General features: G+C 68.1%; 14 protein-coding genes. 4 read left to right on the top strand and 10 right to left on the bottom strand.

The window, feature by feature from the left end:
* Positions 1 to 29: 29 nt before the first annotated feature.
* The 5 genes from OID54_RS28635 to OID54_RS28615 form a co-directional block, all read right to left on the bottom strand.
* On the bottom strand, positions 30 to 542 hold the full coding sequence (locus tag OID54_RS28635; RefSeq protein WP_329024123.1) for a hypothetical protein: 513 nt from the start codon (positions 540 to 542) through the stop codon (positions 30 to 32).
* Positions 539 to 2602 carry a hypothetical protein gene (locus OID54_RS28630; protein ID WP_329024121.1) on the bottom strand — a complete coding sequence of 688 codons (2064 nt, stop codon included), beginning with the start codon at positions 2600 to 2602 and terminating at the stop codon, positions 539 to 541. The genes OID54_RS28635 and OID54_RS28630 overlap by 4 nt, the downstream gene beginning before the upstream one ends.
* Entirely contained in the window at positions 2602 to 3045 is a 444-nt protein-coding gene (locus tag OID54_RS28625) for a hypothetical protein (protein WP_329024119.1), read from the bottom strand. Before OID54_RS28625 ends, OID54_RS28630 begins: the two co-directional genes overlap by 1 nt.
* 156 nt (positions 3046 to 3201) lie before the next feature.
* Positions 3202 to 3447, bottom strand: coding sequence for a DUF397 domain-containing protein (locus OID54_RS28620; protein WP_329024116.1), 246 nt, complete (start codon positions 3445 to 3447; stop codon positions 3202 to 3204).
* A complete protein-coding gene (locus OID54_RS28615) occupies positions 3444 to 4298 on the bottom strand; it encodes a helix-turn-helix domain-containing protein (protein WP_329024114.1) in 855 nt (284 codons plus the stop codon). The genes OID54_RS28620 and OID54_RS28615 overlap by 4 nt, the downstream gene beginning before the upstream one ends.
* Positions 4299 to 4666: 368 nt before the next feature.
* Between OID54_RS28615 and OID54_RS28610 the strand changes: the two genes are divergently transcribed.
* Entirely contained in the window at positions 4667 to 5110 is a 444-nt protein-coding gene (locus OID54_RS28610) for an ATP-binding protein (RefSeq protein WP_329024112.1), read from the top strand.
* A 46-nt stretch (positions 5111 to 5156) separates the two neighbouring features.
* Here OID54_RS28610 and OID54_RS28605 read toward each other — a convergent pair whose 3' ends face one another.
* Both OID54_RS28605 and OID54_RS28600 read right to left on the bottom strand, forming a co-directional pair.
* Positions 5157 to 6266, bottom strand: coding sequence for a M20 family metallopeptidase (locus tag OID54_RS28605; RefSeq protein WP_329024110.1), 1110 nt, complete (start codon positions 6264 to 6266; stop codon positions 5157 to 5159).
* Positions 6267 to 6586: 320 nt separating this feature from the next.
* Positions 6587 to 6892, bottom strand: a complete 306-nt coding sequence (locus tag OID54_RS28600; protein ID WP_329024108.1) for a beta-Ig-H3/fasciclin — start codon at positions 6890 to 6892, stop codon at positions 6587 to 6589.
* A gap of 141 nt (positions 6893 to 7033) precedes the next feature.
* On the opposite strand from OID54_RS28600, the gene OID54_RS28595 reads away from it, so the two are divergent.
* Positions 7034 to 9835 (top strand): AfsR/SARP family transcriptional regulator, encoded by a 2802-nt coding sequence (locus OID54_RS28595; RefSeq protein ID WP_329024107.1) that lies wholly within the window; start codon positions 7034 to 7036, stop codon positions 9833 to 9835.
* A gap of 14 nt (positions 9836 to 9849) precedes the next feature.
* Here OID54_RS28595 and OID54_RS28590 read toward each other — a convergent pair whose 3' ends face one another.
* Complete coding sequence (locus tag OID54_RS28590) at positions 9850 to 10026, bottom strand: helix-turn-helix domain-containing protein (protein WP_329024105.1); 177 nt, start codon at positions 10024 to 10026, stop codon at positions 9850 to 9852.
* 159 nt (positions 10027 to 10185) lie between these two features.
* On the opposite strand from OID54_RS28590, the gene OID54_RS28585 reads away from it, so the two are divergent.
* Entirely contained in the window at positions 10186 to 10536 is a 351-nt protein-coding gene (locus OID54_RS28585) for a VOC family protein (RefSeq protein ID WP_329027841.1), read from the top strand.
* Positions 10537 to 10652: 116 nt separating this feature from the next.
* On the opposite strand, the gene OID54_RS28580 is transcribed toward OID54_RS28585, so the two are convergent.
* Positions 10653 to 11972 carry a serine hydrolase domain-containing protein gene (locus tag OID54_RS28580; RefSeq protein ID WP_329024104.1) on the bottom strand — a complete coding sequence of 440 codons (1320 nt, stop codon included), beginning with the start codon at positions 11970 to 11972 and terminating at the stop codon, positions 10653 to 10655.
* Between the two features lie 158 nt (positions 11973 to 12130).
* On the opposite strand from OID54_RS28580, the gene OID54_RS28575 reads away from it, so the two are divergent.
* Positions 12131 to 12268 (top strand): hypothetical protein, encoded by a 138-nt coding sequence (locus tag OID54_RS28575; RefSeq protein WP_329024103.1) that lies wholly within the window; start codon positions 12131 to 12133, stop codon positions 12266 to 12268.
* Between the two features lie 164 nt (positions 12269 to 12432).
* On the opposite strand, the gene OID54_RS28570 is transcribed toward OID54_RS28575, so the two are convergent.
* Entirely contained in the window at positions 12433 to 14499 is a 2067-nt protein-coding gene (locus tag OID54_RS28570; RefSeq protein ID WP_329024100.1) for a PhoX family protein, read from the bottom strand.
* Between the last annotated feature and the right edge of the window lie 547 nt (positions 14500 to 15046).

The following is a 15046-nucleotide window of genomic DNA, read 5'->3' as shown; positions in this document are numbered from 1 at the left end:
TGCCTCGGCGCGGCGGCGACACGGTTGGGTCATGACGTGCAGTCGACGGCTGCCTGGGCCTTCGGGAAGTACGCCGCCATGAAGCGGGTGAGGTCCTCACGACGCTCCGGGAGGTCGGAGGCCGTTGTCAACGGGTACGCCTGGACGACGAACTTGCGGCGCTCGCCGGCGGAGGCGCAATCAGCCACGGCGATCGCCATGGCATCGCTGACCCGGGCATTGTCGCCCACGCTGATCTCGGCGGGATTCGTCAGCTCCCAGGCTTTGGTCTCGACGGGGTCCTCCTTCGCGGGTACGAAGTAGCTCTTCACCGAGAGGACTCCCTTCCCGTCCACACTCAGGCGGCACTGCGAAAGTGTCGCCTGTGAACCGGACTTGGTCTGGTCGAGCTTCTTCCCCTCCGGCAGGAGCGGGTCCACCGCCCCACTGTCGACGGCCACCCCACAGACTTCGTCGGGTGCCGCGTAGACCTCATCGGATGAGCAGGCCGCCGTAGCACCGACGAGTACGAGTGCGACGACTGCGATACGGGTCCGCCTCACTGGTCGCCCGCCAATCCGGCCGCCCGACCGTTGCCGTCGAAGGCGGCGCCGTTGATCTGGTCCGTCAGGACATAGCGGTTGGCTCCCGAGTCGGGGTTGGCCTTGGCCCATTCATCGGCGAGCGCCTGCAACTGCTGTTCACGGGCTCTGAACGTCGTGCCGTTCTCGCGCGAGATCTCGTCGTTGATCCGAGCCTGCTCGTCGAGTTGCCATTGGTAAGCGAGCGCATCGACACCGCGCTGGGCCGCGTCGCCGAGTACCGGAATGAAATTGGCGGCCCCGCCGAAGCCGTGGTACATCCACTTGGCTTCCCAGGAGGGGTCTTCCTTGTCCGTCTTGAGCGCCTGGTAACGCGCCTCCTCCAGGAAGCCCACCGTGGCTCCGGACCTGAGCAGCGTCTCCTGCGGGTCGCTCGGACGATCGTGGTGGATGTCGCGCAACATCTCCTGGTTCATGCCGTCGTTGAGGATGCCATAGGACTCCTGATCACGGGAGATCTGCTTGCTGACCTCCAGTAGCTGGCTGCGATCCAGCAGTCTGGGGTCCTTCGCATCGTCCGCCTGCGCGCTGGCCGTGTGGTGCACCACATCTCCATGGTTGATCAGGACCTTCGCCATGTCGTCGCGCATCTCGACGGGGAAGTCGTCGCCGCGTTCGGAGAGGAACCTCAGGGAGCGGTCCAGTGCCTCGCGGTGTGCGGGGGTGTGGTCGACGGGCTTGGCGGTGGGGTCGTTGGGGTTGATGCCGGTGGTGGCGGCGACGAGGGCGGCGCCGGTCGCCTCACGGGCCCCGTTGCCGTCCTTGCTGTCGAGGGGCGTGTCGTCGAAGGTCTGCCGGTCACCGAGTACGTATTGGGCGTTGTCGGTGGGGCGGGTGGTGTTGAAGAACTCGGTGGCGGCATCGGGGCTGGCCGCGAGCGCGCTCATGAAGCCGGTCATGGGGTCGCGGCCGAAGTCCTCGCCGATGAAGTTCAGCTTCGGCGTGGGCGGGAGTCCACCGTTCCAGTAGTTCGCCGGGAGTTGCATCTTCTTCTCGGTGGCCACGAGCGCGTTGCCGTAGTTGTTGAGGAAGCGGTTGTCCCAGTCCCCGGTGCGCATCAGGTTGCTCATGATCTGGTAGCCGTAGACCTGGCTGCCACGGGTCTGGACGCGCTCCTCACCGAGCTTGACCATGTCCTTCTCCCAGTTGCGCATGGCGGGGCTGTCGGACTGGGTGGCACCCGCCAGGGTGAGGGAAAGATTGCTCTGGAAGTCGCCGAACTGTTCATGGCGGGAGCGCTGGAGCGCACCACCGTCCGAGGGATCGGCGAGATCCGCCCAGAAGTCGAGCAGTCCGCGCGGCCCGATCGCGGTGGCCAGTGTCTCCTGGAACAGCGGGTCGTCCTGGTAGCGGGCGAGATCGCGATTGAGGCGGTCGAACTCCTCGGGGGACATGTCGTCGCCCTTGGTCTGCATCAGCTTGGCGATCCGGTCGGCGTCCTTCATCGCCTCGGCCGCCCGGTCGCGGTCGTAGTACGCGGCGTCGGAGAACCCGAACTCGGTCTGCCCCACGAGCATGGTCAGGGCGCGGGCAGCGCTGCTGTCGCTCTCGGTCGCGCCTTCCAGGATGCGTTGGATCTCGTCCCGGAACGCGATGGCGTCGGCTTCGGAGTGCTCGGGAACCGTGTGCCCCTTGGCGGCACGGTCGGGGTGGATGTTCATCGTGACGGTGAAACCGCCGTCGCCGGTGCCGATGACGGTGAGGTTCTTCTCCAGCCCCCGCCCGATGGCCGCGTTCAGCTTGGCCTTGTAGTCGACGAGTTCGCCGTGGGTGTCGCTGAGGATGTTCTTGATGCTGGTCGCCTGGGTCGCGGCATCGGCGAACTCCTTGGCCGTCTTGCCGATGAACTCCCGGGTGACGGTGGCGTTCACCCCGGCCCAGTTGGCCTTTGCGGCCTTCCCTCCGAGATCCCGACGGGCGTCCTCCTCCAACTCCCACAGTTTGGTGGCCATGGCGGTCCAGTCGGTGACGGCGGTGGCCAGTTTGGAGAAGTCCGCGAGGCGCAGGGCGTCGAGGTCCATCAGCGCTGCGCTCCTTCTTCGAATCCCTGGTCCAGCTGGGCGAACTTGAACTGCGTGACCAACCAGCGCTCATCACCGGCGTGGGCGTTCTGGGTGTAGTCGAGGTGGTTGGAGATATGGGCGCAGGCGTCCAGCACCGTGCCCATCTGGGTCTGCCACTTCTCCGCCACCGTCGCCAGGGCGGCCCCCAGGGCGAAGTCCACCTTCAGGGAACCCGCGGCCTCGGTGGTGCTGGCCTTGGCGTGGTCGCCGTCCGTGCCGAGCCGCTGGCGCAGTTTGAACGCGGCGTCGCCCACCGCCGCCAGATCCTGCTGGTCGACGGCCAGGTCACCTTGCGGCCCGGGACCACCGCCTCCATCCGGGGCGACCTGGTTCAGCCGCATCGCGGTCTGCCGATCGGTCGCCGCCGACCTCAGCTCAGCCCATTCACTATCAAATGACACAAGTCCCCCTGGCGAACACGTATGACGATCAACTTTCTATCAAGCGATCGATAAATGAGGCCAGGAAGGGGGTCGGTTCGGCGCTCGGAGGGGGGCAGAACAGGAGAACGCCCCGCCGCCGGAGATCCGGAGCGAGGCGTTCTGTCGCGCGGTGGGTCAGTGGTGGGACGCGTACGTGAGGAAGGTGTTCCAGGCTTCCGGGGCGACGGCCAGTTGCGGGCTCTGCCGCAGCTTGGAGTCCCGGACATGGATCGTGGTGGGGCAGGCGGCGACCTCGACGCAGTCACCCTGACTTCCACTGCTGTAGCTGGACTTGTGCCAGGACATCGCCACCTCGACGCAGTCATCGCCCTGCGAGCCGCTGTAGCTGCTCTTGAACCAGGCCAGTTCGGACGTGCTCATAGCGTTCCTCGCAATCGCTTCAACAGGCCCAAGGAGTCCTCGGGGGTCAGGGCCTGTGAGCGCATCTTCGCATAGCGTTGATGAAGACGGCTGACCTCTTTCGGGTCGGAAATGAGGCGTCCGTTTTCCTGGCCTTCCGAGTAGCCGAACCACCGGTTGTCCGGGGTCTCCGCCAACCGCAGTGGTCCGTCCAGACCCGCGTGCACCGGCTGCCGTAGCGGCATGAGCTGCAATTCCACGTTCCAGTTGCGCTCGATCAAATCCAACAGGTGGTCGTACAACTCGCGTGTTACGGCGTCTCCTCCGGTGTGCCGTTCCAGCACCGCCTGTTCCACGATGAAGCTGAATGACGTTGGCGGTTTCCTGCTCGTGGACAGTAGGTCGTGACGGGCCAGTCGAGCCGCGATCCGCTGGTCCATCGTCTCCGCGTCCGGCAGGGGCGGCACGCTGAATGTCACCGCCCGCGCGTACCCCTCCGTCTGCAACAACCCCGGCACCACCCGGCACTCGTAGGTGTTGAGGCTCACCGCCTCCGCCTCAAGCTTGGCCCACTGGCGGAACCAACTCGCCAGGCCAGGTTGGCGGGAGAGGTGTCGGGCGGCGCCGCGCAGGGCGCCGAAGGCGTCCAGGACCTCTTCCGCGCGTTCCACGAAGTCCGGTGGCGGGAAGCGGCGGCCCTGTTCGATGGAGGCGATGGTGGGGACCGAGTAGCGGACCCTCGGGGCGAACTCCTCCTGGGTCAGGCGCGCCCGTTTGCGGAACGCTTTGACGACCTCGCCGAACGCCCTGAGGCTGTCCGATGTCTCCGGTTCACCACCGGCGGCGACGCCCGCACCCGTACCGTCCGTCATTCCAGACACCTCCCGCGCGACCGTTGTTCCCCGTATCCAACGCGCCAACTCGGCCATGCTCACGGGCGGTTACCCCTACCGTCCAGGCCCCGAACCCGTACGCTGCTCCCGCGTACCAGTCGCCAGCTGCCCGTAACAGCAGGTCAGCGCCGTAGGTAAAGCGTTCTCTGACATGGCCCGACCAGAATGGCGCGACTACCGTACGTATGTTCATACCCTCACCCGGGCCACGGGCGGATGCACCGCGCGACGACCCCGCGGAGGTTACGGGCGGTCGGTCCTACGGTCGAGTGGGGAACTCGTACGCAGGGACGGCGTAGGGGTCGTCGATCTGGTGAACGTCCCTGGCCAGCGGGCACATTGGCGCCATGCCAGCTTTCCCCCTCCACGACATTGAGGCGACCGTGCACGTCTTTCGGCAGCGGTTCACCTCCTCACCGCTGGGCGCCCGCTTGGCTCGCCACCTCGCGAGCTACCGCCTCCAGGACTGGGGCGTACCGGCCGGTTCCGCCGTCGGTGATATCGCCGCCCTCCTCATCGCGGAACTGGCCGCGAACGCAGCCACCCACGGCCGAGTGCCCGGCGCGGACTTCGAACTGGAGCTCTCGCTCACACCGGAACTGCTGCGGATCGATGTCTCGGACAGCCATGCACGACGTCCCCCAGGGCCCGGCGCCCTGGTCGAAGCGCGGCTCGAACAGGACGGCGGACGGGGGCTGATGCTGGTGGAGGCACTCGCCGACCGCTGGGAAGTGGTCGATCGGGCGCCCCGGGGGAAGACCGTGCGCGCCGAACTGGACCGGCAGCGCTGACGGTCGGCGGGTGCTTCGGCGCCCGCCGCTCACGGTCCCTACGCGCTCACTCGCTCCGGGAGTCGCGGATCGCGTTCACCAGTCCGGTGACGAGGTTCGCCCGCTCCTCCATCGCGTCGATCACCAGATACTCATGCTCGGCGTGGGCACCGCCACCGACGGCTCCCAGACCGTCGAGCGTGGGCACTCCCAACGCGCCCGTGAAGTTGCCGTCGCTGCCGCCACCGACCGCCTTGCCCAGGATGCCCGGCTGAATCCGCTGCGCCATCGCGAACAGCTCCGCCGACGCCGACTCCGGCATCGGCGGCCGACCCACGGCTCCCGAAACGGTGATCTGGGCCTCGTCCAGATGGGGGGCGAGTGTCGCCATCCACGTCTCGACCCTTTCCTTCTCCTCGGCCGATTCGACGCGGACATCGACCAGGACCGTCGCCTCGGCGGGAATCACGTTGTCCGTGGTTCCCGCAGATGCCACCGTCGGCGTCACCGTCGTCCCGATCTCTGGCCGACTCAGTGCCGAGATGTCCAGCACCTGGTGCGCCGCTTCGATCAGGGCGTTCACTCCCGCTTCGGGCTCCAGCCCCGCATGCGCTGCACGTCCCTTGATGGACACCTCGAAGGTGCCGCACCCCTTGCGGCCCGTCTTCAAGCCGCCGTCATCGGCGGCGCCCTCGAACACCAGCACAGCTCCGCAGGTGCGGGCCAGCTCCTCGATCAGGGCCCGAGAGGAGCGCGATCCGACCTCCTCGTCGGCGGTCACCAGGATCTCCACACCCGAAAGATCGTCCAGCGCCGCCAGACCGTGGATCGCCTGCACCAGGCCACCCAGCATGTCGAAGACTCCCGGGCCCGTCGCATGCCCGTCCGCCACCCGGAACGGGCGGCGCTCCAGCGTGCCCAGCGGAAAGACGGTGTCATGGTGGCCGAGGATCAACACCCGGGGCTCGCCGCCGCCCGACCAGCGCAGGTGCGGTCCGGCCGCGCTCTCCACCAGGACGGCCTGTCCACCCAGCCGGTTCTCGATGACCGCGGCCACCGCGCGGGCCGATGCGTCCAGGGCGGCGAGATCACGCGACGGGGACTCGACCTCGACGAGCGTCCGTAGATCCTCGATCATCGCGTCAACACTCACAGCAGCGCTCTTGTGCATCGTCATGCCACCAAGATACGGGCAGCGTCCCACGCGCCAGGGGACGCAGCATGGGACGGAAGAATCCCCGCACCACCCGCGTCACAGCCCCTGCACCCCGCAGGAACCGTTGCAGCCCCGCTCAGCCGTTGTGCTGCTCACAGCGGTCGCGCGGGGCTGCCGCGGGATTCCCGGGGCGGGCTGTGGACACGCCACATCCGCCCCGAGATCCACGGCTGTCACCCGGCGTGACGATGACAGGAGCACAGTGCGGCCCGATCGAGTCGTCAGGCACCCCCGCGGCCGACGCGTTCGAGGTGTCGGGGTGGTGAGGTAGCGCGGTCCCGTCAGCAGTTCACCGTACGGTCGTAGTTCCCGAGGATTCCGCTGTAGATGTACAGCGTGCTGGCGCCGCGCGCCAACCGGTAACACTGGCTGTCCGGGGCCAGGGACACGACGACCCGCACCGAACGGGTGCCGGAGCAGTTGTTGGTGAGCAGGACGTCGAAGCCGTCGGTGGTCGCCGTGACCATGCGGCCGACGCAGGACGGAGCCGTCGTCGCAGCCGCCGCGGGCGACGCCGAGAGCGCCAGGGAACCGACGAGAGCCACCGCGGTCACCGCGGCCTGTGCAGCCTTCCGGGACTTTCGCATCATGCACTCCTTGCGTAGGGGTTGTTCACAACAGCCCGAAGGTTAGGCTGGCGCGCGCACAATGTGCGCACGACATATGCACAACTCGGTTTCGGACAGCCCACGTTGTGGGTCCCCGCTCTCGCGACATGGTTGGTGACGGTGCGCTTCGCTCTCCTGGGCCCCCTGGAGGTCACACTCGACGGGCAAAGCATCGCCCTGGGCTCCATCAAACAGCGCCTGCTGCTGGCTACCCTGCTCAGCCGCCCCTCGGAGACGGTGCCGACCGGTGTACTGGTGGCCGCCCTGTGGGGCGAGGACCCGCCGGCGTCCGTCGCCGCCAACCTGCGGACCTACGCCCGGGGGCTGCGTGGCGCCCTGGGCGGCGACGGCTCCTGGGACGGCATGCCGCACACTCGGGGCGGCTATCTGCTCCGCGTCCCACCGGGCGCGACGGACGTGGAACGCTTCGACGAGGCCGCCTTCCGGGGCCGCCGCGCGCTGGCGGCCGACGATCCGGCCCTGGCCTGCGAGGAGTTGTCCCGGGCGCTCGCCGAGTGGCGCGGCCGGGTCCTCGAAGGGCTCGCGCTGCCGGACGCGCTCGTGCCGTGGGCGACCGGTCTGGAGGAGCGCCGGTGCCACGCCGAGGAGGACTACGCCCAAGCGCTGCTCGCGGAGGGCGACCTCTCGCAGGCGGTGCGGCGGATGCGGAGACTGGTGGCGTCCCAACCCCTGCGGCAACGGGCCTGGGGCCATCTGATGCTCGGCCTGTACCGGGTGGGCGATGTGGGGGGAGCCCTGGAGGCGTACCGCACAGTGCGCGACGCGCTGGTCCGGGAAACCGGTCTGGAACCCGGGCCCGACCTGGCGCAACTGCACCAGGACATCCTCAAACAGCGAGCGACCACGGGCGGCGGTGACTCCCCGCCACCGCCGCCACGCCCCCAGCAACTCCCGCTGATCACACCCGATTTCGTCGGCCGGGAGGAGGCCATCGCCGCGCTCGACTCCAGTCTCCAGCGCACGGACGACCAGCTGTCGGGCGTCGTGATCACAGCCGTCTCCGGAATGGCAGGGGTCGGCAAGACGACGCTCGCGCTGCACTGGGCCCACCGGGTCGCCGAGCGGTTCCCCGATGGGCAACTCCACGTCGATCTGCGGGGGTACGACGAGAGCGGGGTGGTGTCCGCGTCCGACGCGCTCCAGGGGTTCGTTCAGGCACTGGGCGTACCGCAGGCCCGCATACCGTCCGGTACGCAGGCGCGGGCGGGCCTGTTCCGCAGTCTCCTGGCCTCGCGCCGGATGCTGATGGTGCTGGACAACGCCCGGGACTCCGCCCATGTCCGGCCGCTGCTCCCCGGTGCCGGGACCAGCGTGGTGATCGTCACCAGCCGGGACCGGCTCCAGGGGTTGGTGACGTCCGAGGGGGCGCGGGCGCTGACCCTCGATGTGCTGAGCGCCCAGGAGTCGGCCCGGATGTTGGCCCGTCGGCTGGGCCCGCGAGTGGAAGCCGAACCGGACGCCGCCGCCGACATCGTGGCCCTGACGGGGCGGCTGCCCCTCGCCCTCGCCGTCGTCGCCGCACGGGTGGCGGACCACCCGACGTTCCCCTTGCACTCCTTCGCGGCCGAACTCCGTCCCACCGGAGCCCTGTTGGACGTACTGGAGGACGGCGACGCACAGCGGATTCTGTCCTGGTCCTATCTGGCCCTCTCCGCGGAGGCGGCCCGGCTGTTCCGGCTGCTCGGGCTGCACCCGGGGCCTGATCTGACTCTGGACGCCGCGGCTGCGCTGGCCGGTGCCCCGGTGTACTCCGTCCGACCCCTCCTGCGGGAGCTGACCCGGCTGCATCTGCTGACCGAACACCGCCCCGGCCGCTATCGGTTCCACGATCTGCTGCGGACGTACGCGACCGCGCTGGTCAGGACCACCGAGCCGGCCTCCGGTGTGCTCCAGGCCCGGGAGCGGTTCTACGACCACTGTCTGCACCGCGCGCACGCCGCCGCCGTGCTCGTACAGCCGCAGTGGCCCGCCGTCGTGCCCGTGCCCCGGCTACCGTCGAACAGCGGCGAGTGCGCCCGGGACGCGGAGGCCGCCCTTGCGTGGTTCGCCGGCGAGCGCCAAGTGCTGTTGCGGGCGGTGGCGCAGGCCGCGGCGTACGGCTTCGAAACGTACAGCTGGCAGCTCGCCTGGGCACTCACCGCCTATCTGGCGCCCCTCGGCCAGTGGCAGGACCAGCGCACGGTCCAGGAGACCGCGTTGGCCGCCGCCGAACGGTCCGGTGACGAGGTGGGCGAGGCCATGGCCTGTCGGCTGCTCGCCCGGGCCGACTCCCGACTCGGCGCCCTCGACACCGCCGAACAGCTGCTGCGCCGGGCCCTCGGGCTGTACGAGCGGTTGGGCGAGTGGAACGGGCAGGCCCAGACCCTGCACAACTACGTCGAGCTCTGCTACATGAGCGGTCGGCTGGCCCAGGCCCTGGAACACGGGCGGGAGGCGCTGCGCCTGTACGGGCTCTCCGGCAACCGGGACGGCGAGGCCCGCACCCTCAATGCGATGGGGTGGCTCCATGCCGCGCAGGGCGACTACCCGGCCGCCATCGACCACTGCACGCGTGCGCTGGAGCGACAGCGGCAGGCGGGCGATCGCAACGGGCAGGCCGCCACGCTGGACAGCCTGGGGTTCGCCTACCACCACCTGGCCCGCTACGACCGGGCGGTGACCAGCTATGAGGAGGCGATCGAGCTGTTCCGGTCCTCGGCCGACCGCTACCACGAGGCCGAGACCCTGGTCAGGCTGGGCGACACCAAGTTGGCGACCGGCCGTTCGGCGGAGGCGGAGGAGATCTGGGAACGGGCCGCCGCGATGTTCGACGCACTGTGGGACCCGGAGGCCGACGCCGTACGGGAGCGCTTGGCGGAGCTTCGAGGCACGGCCGGGGGAAGCGCCCCCTTGGCGCCCTGAGACCGGTTCCCGCATCAGTCGTATGAGTCAGCCCCCTGGGTCGGCCATCCGAGTTCCCGCAGCCGGGCGATGTCCCGTCGGACCGTGCGGTCGGTGGCCGCCATGCGCTCGGACAGCTCGCGGCAGGTCCACGTCGATCGGGTGGACAGCAGCGAGACCAGTCGCAGCAGACGGGTGGAGGTGCTGATCACATCCCGAGGTGTGCCCCATGATCAGGACCGAAACTGTCCTCATCTCGTCCTAGCGTCCTCCCCATGAGTACCGAAACCACCTTGACCACCGACAGCGCTTTGCACACCGAAGCCTCATCGGACACCGACACCGCCACCGCATCCGGGCCCGCGATCCGCATGCTGTCCATCGACTTCGACTGCCCGGACCCGATCGTGCTGGCCCGCTTCTACGGTGACGCTCTCGGCCTGCCCGTCATCTACTCCAGCGATGACTTCGTCCTGCTCGGTCGGGAGGGCGCACCCGGTCTCGGGTTCATCCGGGTGGCCGACTACCGGCCGCCGACCTGGCCGGACCCGTCCCAGGGGAAGCAGGCACACATGGAACTGGGCGTCGACGACCTGGAGGCGGCCCACGCCCGGATGCTGGCCCTGGGCGCCGTGGAGCCTTCGGTTCAGCCACACCCCGATGAACGGAGGGTCCTGCTGGACCCCGCAGGCCACCCGTTCTGCATCTCCACGGAGAGCTGACGGCATCGGCCGGCCGATGTCCACGACCGCGCACCTGCGGCTCCCGAGGTCCGTGGGTCGGTGTTGTGGGTGCGCGGTCGGGTGGGCAGCGTGACCGCCGGGCGCTGCCAACAGGCTCAGCGCCTGGCGGTCACGGGGTGGAGGCGTTGGGAGATCCCCGTGATCCCCTCCGAGATCCCCTCCGAGGTCGTGTCATTGGGAGACGGGGTGCCGGTTGCGCTTCCCGTACCCGAGCCGTTGGCACTCCCCTGCTCGGTGCCTTGTCGGTCGGCTCTCGGAGTGCCGCAGAACTCGGCCTCCATCGTTTCGAGCATCCCCGCCGAACTCCAGTCACCGTTGAGGTTGAAGGCGAACGCATGGCGGCCGTCCTCGGTCGCCACGGCGTACGAGAGCGAGCCGACCCAGCTTCCGCCGTGTCCCCACAGCGTCTTGCCGCAACTCGACGTGAGGCGTTCGAGACCGAGTCCGTAGTCCGAACCGGGCGATACGGTCCTCATGGCCTTCAACTGGCGCGGGGAGAGCAGTCTCCCCTTCATCAGTGCACTGAAGAAGCGGTTCAGGTCGCCCGCGCTGGAGATGATGTCGCCCTCGGCCCAGGTCTGCGACGCGTTCTGCAGGGTGATGTCGTAGATCTTGGTGGCCGCGGGGTCACGCGTCAGTTTCGAGTACGCCCGGCTGCTCGGTCGCGGCATGAGGGAGCTGTTCCCCGGCATGACGGTGGCGCGCAGCTTCAGCGGCTTGATGATGCGGTCGCGGACCTCGCGCTCATAGGTGCTCCCCGTGGCCTTCTCCATGATCAGCGCGGCCAGCACATAGTTGGTGTTCGAGTACGCGTACTCGGTACCGGGCGCCGACGTCGGTGGGTTCGACATGGCGGCGTCGACCGCCACCTGAGGCGTTCTGGTCTTGAAGCGGTTCTGGTAGAAGCCTGGTTCGAGGTACTTGGCCGCATAGGCGGGATCATTGATGAAGTCGAACACCCCGCTGGTGTGATTGAGCAGCTGCCGTACGGTGATCTTCCGTCCGTCGTGCCCCTGGCCGCGCACCACTCCCGGCAGCCAGGTGTCGACGGTGTCATCGAGGTCGAGTCGCCCCTCCGCCTCCAGTTGGAGCATCACGGTGGCGACGAACGTCTTGGTGATGCTGGCGACACGGAACCGGTCGTCGGCCTTGCGCGGAGCACCGGTCTTCAGATTGCCGACGCCCGCCGTGGCCTTCCACACGCCGTCCTCGGTCAGGGCCTGCGCCGTGACGCCGGGGATGCCGTTGCGGACGATGGCCTCCATCGCCTGTTGTGTTCCTCGATGTGCGGTGTGGTCCGGATGGTGGTCGGTACTGTCCGAGCGGGCCTGCGCCGGTGCCGTGAAGGCGGAGGCGGCCAGCGCCACAGCCATCAGGCCCACCACACTCGTACGCGCTCTCCCTCGTGCTGGCATGTGCGACTCCCTACGGTTCGCTGCGCCGCGGGCCGGGGTGGGCCGCGCGGTCGTGATGTGGGGTGGCGCCCTGGTTCGGCTGAGACCGCCCCGCATCGCAACAGACCGCAAAGAGGGATGAAATGGTTGATTCCCGGAGAAAATTACTAGATCACCGCTTGAGTTCCTGGATCACGGCCCAGTGGTCGAAGACCACGGCTCAGTGGTCGAAGACCACGGCTCAGTGGTCGTCGGACGGCGAGGAGAGCATGCGCCGCGGCACCTATGAGGACTCCGGTCTGGGGTGCGGGGGTTGACTGCGCAGGGCCTCGATGCCGGGCACCCGTCAGACGAGGAATGGCCGCAGGTCCATCCGTACCGGACAGACCGAACAGACCAAACAGACCGGACAGAGGTGTGCCCGGCAGCCGAGGAAACCGCTCCCGTCGCCTCGACCACCGGGCACCTGAACGCGCGGACGTCAGACGCCGATGTCCCGGCCGTCCTTGCGCCAGATCGACACCACGGCCGGCCGGACGAGCTTGCCCGGGCCGTCCGGCCAGGTGCTGTCGGGCTTCTCGACCGTGGCGAAATCGGTCTCGCCCGGATGTTGGACGGCGACGAGGACTCTTCGGTCCTGCACCACAGGGCCGCAGGTCTCCGCCCCGATCGGCACGGTGAGGAACTGCTTCAGCTCACCACGGCGCTCGCCCTGGGTGGCCACCCCGAACAGCCCGTCGTTGGAACCGAGTTTGTTGCCGTCGGTGGAGATCCACATATTTCCGTGCGGGTCGAACGTCACATTGTCCGGGCAGGAGATCGGGCTCACCCGGTCCTTGGGGAAGCCGGCGAAGTAGGTCTGCGGGTCGTTCGGGTCACCTGCCACCAGGAACAGCCGCCAGGCAAAGCCGTCGCTGGATGGATCGTCCCAGTTCTCCGCCAGCTCCAGGATCTGGCCGTGCTTGTTGAAGTTCCGCGGATTGGCCTCGTCCGCGCCCGGCTTGCCGGGGTTGCCGCGCTCGGTGTTGTTCGTCAGCGCCACGTACACCCGGCCCGTGCGCGGGGACGGTTCCACGTCCTCGGGACGGTCCATCTTGGTGGCCCCCACCTTGTCGGCCGCGAGCCGGGTGAAGACGTACACCTCGTCCGCCGTCATCCCCGGCACGTGCGAGACCTTGTTCGTCGCCAGGGGAATCCACACACCGGAGCCGTCGAACTCACCGTCGGCCGGATGCGCGCCCGTACCGGTGCCGTTGGTGTACTCGGGGCTGTCGCCGGTCAGCTTGGCGACGTACAGCGTGCCCTCGTCCAACAGGGTGAGGTTGTGTTCGCGCGCCGCACGGGAGTTGCCCTTCTTCATCCGCCGTGAGGAGACGAACTTGTAGAAGTACTCGAAACGTTCGTCGTCGCCCATGTAGACGACCGGGCGGCCGTCGTCGGTCAGCCGGGGCTGTGCACCCTCATGCTTGAAGCGGCCCAGCGCGGTGCGCTTGCGGGGAGTGGAGTCAGGATCGTACGGGTCGAGCTCGACCACCCAGCCGAAGCGGTGTGATTCGTTGGGTTCCTGTCGGACGTCGAAGCGCTTGTCGAACCGCTCCCACTTGCGCTCGGTCGCGCCCGTGGCGAGCCCGTAGCGCCGGTCGGTGGGACGACTGGAGTTGGCGAAGTAGTTGTTGATGTTCTCCTCGCCGTGCAGCGTCGTCCCCCAGGGCGTCTCGCCACCCGCGCAGTTGTTGAACGTACCGAGGACTCGGGTGCCCGACGGGTCGACGGAAGTCTTCAGCAGGGGACTACCGGCAGCAGGCCCGGTGACACGGAACTCCGTGGTGGCGGTGATCCTCCGGTTCAGCCGGTGGCGCGGGACGGCGGTCAACCGGCCCGTACCCCGTTCCTCCTGGACCACCACGACCGACAGCCCGTGTCCGGCCCAGCCGATCTCCACCTGTTCGCGAGTCGGGTTCTGGGGATCGTAGTTGCGGAACATCAACCACTCGCTGGTGTATTCGTGGTTGGCGACCATGATCTGTCGACCGCGCTCACCGGGCAGCGGGAGCAGGGACAGGAAGTCGTTGTTGTAGCCGAACTGGCCGGCCTGCGCCTTGGCCGTCTGCCTCTCGGCGTCGAAGGCGGGCGCACCGCGCAGGATCGGATCGCCCCAGCGGATCACGATGTCCTGCCGGTACCCGGAGGGGATGGTGACGGTGTCGGCCACATTGGGTGCGACGGGTGCGAAGCGCAGGCCACGGGCGCCATCGGCGCGCCCGCTCCCCGCCCCCCGGGAGACCGCAGCGGCAGCGTGCGCCTGTCCGCCCCCGCCAGGGCCGGTGACGCTCGCGGTACCGGCGGCAGCGGCGACGGTCACCACGGCTGCGGCGCGCACCACGGACCGACGGGAGAGCGCTCCGGCGATGATGTCGGCGGCGTACTCGTTGTCACTGGTGTTGGGGACTTCCTGGAAACAGGCGTCACCGCACCGGTATCGGCAGGTGAGCGCGGAACGTCCACCCTGGTGCGGCTTGGAGCTCAGAAGCGGCAGCATATTGCGCACTGTGTCCTCCTCCGGCGCGATGGCGCCGACAGCTTTGGGAGTTTTCCCGGCCAGACACTAAGGGGATATGAACCAGGTCACAAGACAATGGATCTGGAATTTCTAAAAAGTCGAATCAATAATCATGGCCATTACACGCATAGGTGCTCACTCATGGGCAAGCCTGCGAACATGCCTGATCAGAGAGGGAGTGCACACCTCTCTTCAATATCCGGTCTCGGTGATATCCAACCGGCATCTCAACAGGTCCGTTTCAATGCGAAACAAGGTCGGTCCATGGCGAACCGACACCGAGACCCCCACATATACCTACCCGATGAGAACCCTTGAGCCACCACCTCTCGATGTCTCGCAATTTTGGATATTCGATGCCAGGTCGTCCATCTACGGGTTACGCCACGGGTGATTTTTCCCCGATACCGCCTTTCCCCGACGCTCACCCGTTTCCAGGAAATAGGCTGCTTTCCCATCCAGAACGGAACTCCAGGAGGGAATGCCCAGAAGGCGGGTGCGCCGATGGTGGATGTCCATGGTGGGGAGTCCGTGG

Origin of the sequence: Streptomyces sp. NBC_00690, assembly GCF_036226685.1 — a bacterium.
Taxonomy (GTDB): domain Bacteria; phylum Actinomycetota; class Actinomycetes; order Streptomycetales; family Streptomycetaceae; genus Streptomyces.
Note: the sequence above shows the minus strand (reverse complement) of the source record. Positions and strands in the feature narration are given on the sequence as shown.

Coding starts and splice junctions, on each gene's coding strand:
- OID54_RS28605 (WP_329024110.1), bottom strand. CDS start 6,266: ATGACGATGCACAAGAGCGCTGCTGTGAGTGTTGACGCGATGATCGAG.
- OID54_RS28630 (WP_329024121.1), bottom strand. CDS start 2,602: ATGGACCTCGACGCCCTGCGCCTCGCGGACTTCTCCAAACTGGCCACC.
- OID54_RS28610 (WP_329024112.1), top strand. CDS start 4,667: ATGCCAGCTTTCCCCCTCCACGACATTGAGGCGACCGTGCACGTCTTT.
- OID54_RS28580 (WP_329024104.1), bottom strand. CDS start 11,972: ATGCCAGCACGAGGGAGAGCGCGTACGAGTGTGGTGGGCCTGATGGCT.
- OID54_RS28615 (WP_329024114.1), bottom strand. CDS start 4,298: ATGACGGACGGTACGGGTGCGGGCGTCGCCGCCGGTGGTGAACCGGAG.
- OID54_RS28620 (WP_329024116.1), bottom strand. CDS start 3,447: ATGAGCACGTCCGAACTGGCCTGGTTCAAGAGCAGCTACAGCGGCTCG.
- OID54_RS28600 (WP_329024108.1), bottom strand. CDS start 6,892: ATGCGAAAGTCCCGGAAGGCTGCACAGGCCGCGGTGACCGCGGTGGCT.
- OID54_RS28585 (WP_329027841.1), top strand. CDS start 10,186: ATGCTGTCCATCGACTTCGACTGCCCGGACCCGATCGTGCTGGCCCGC.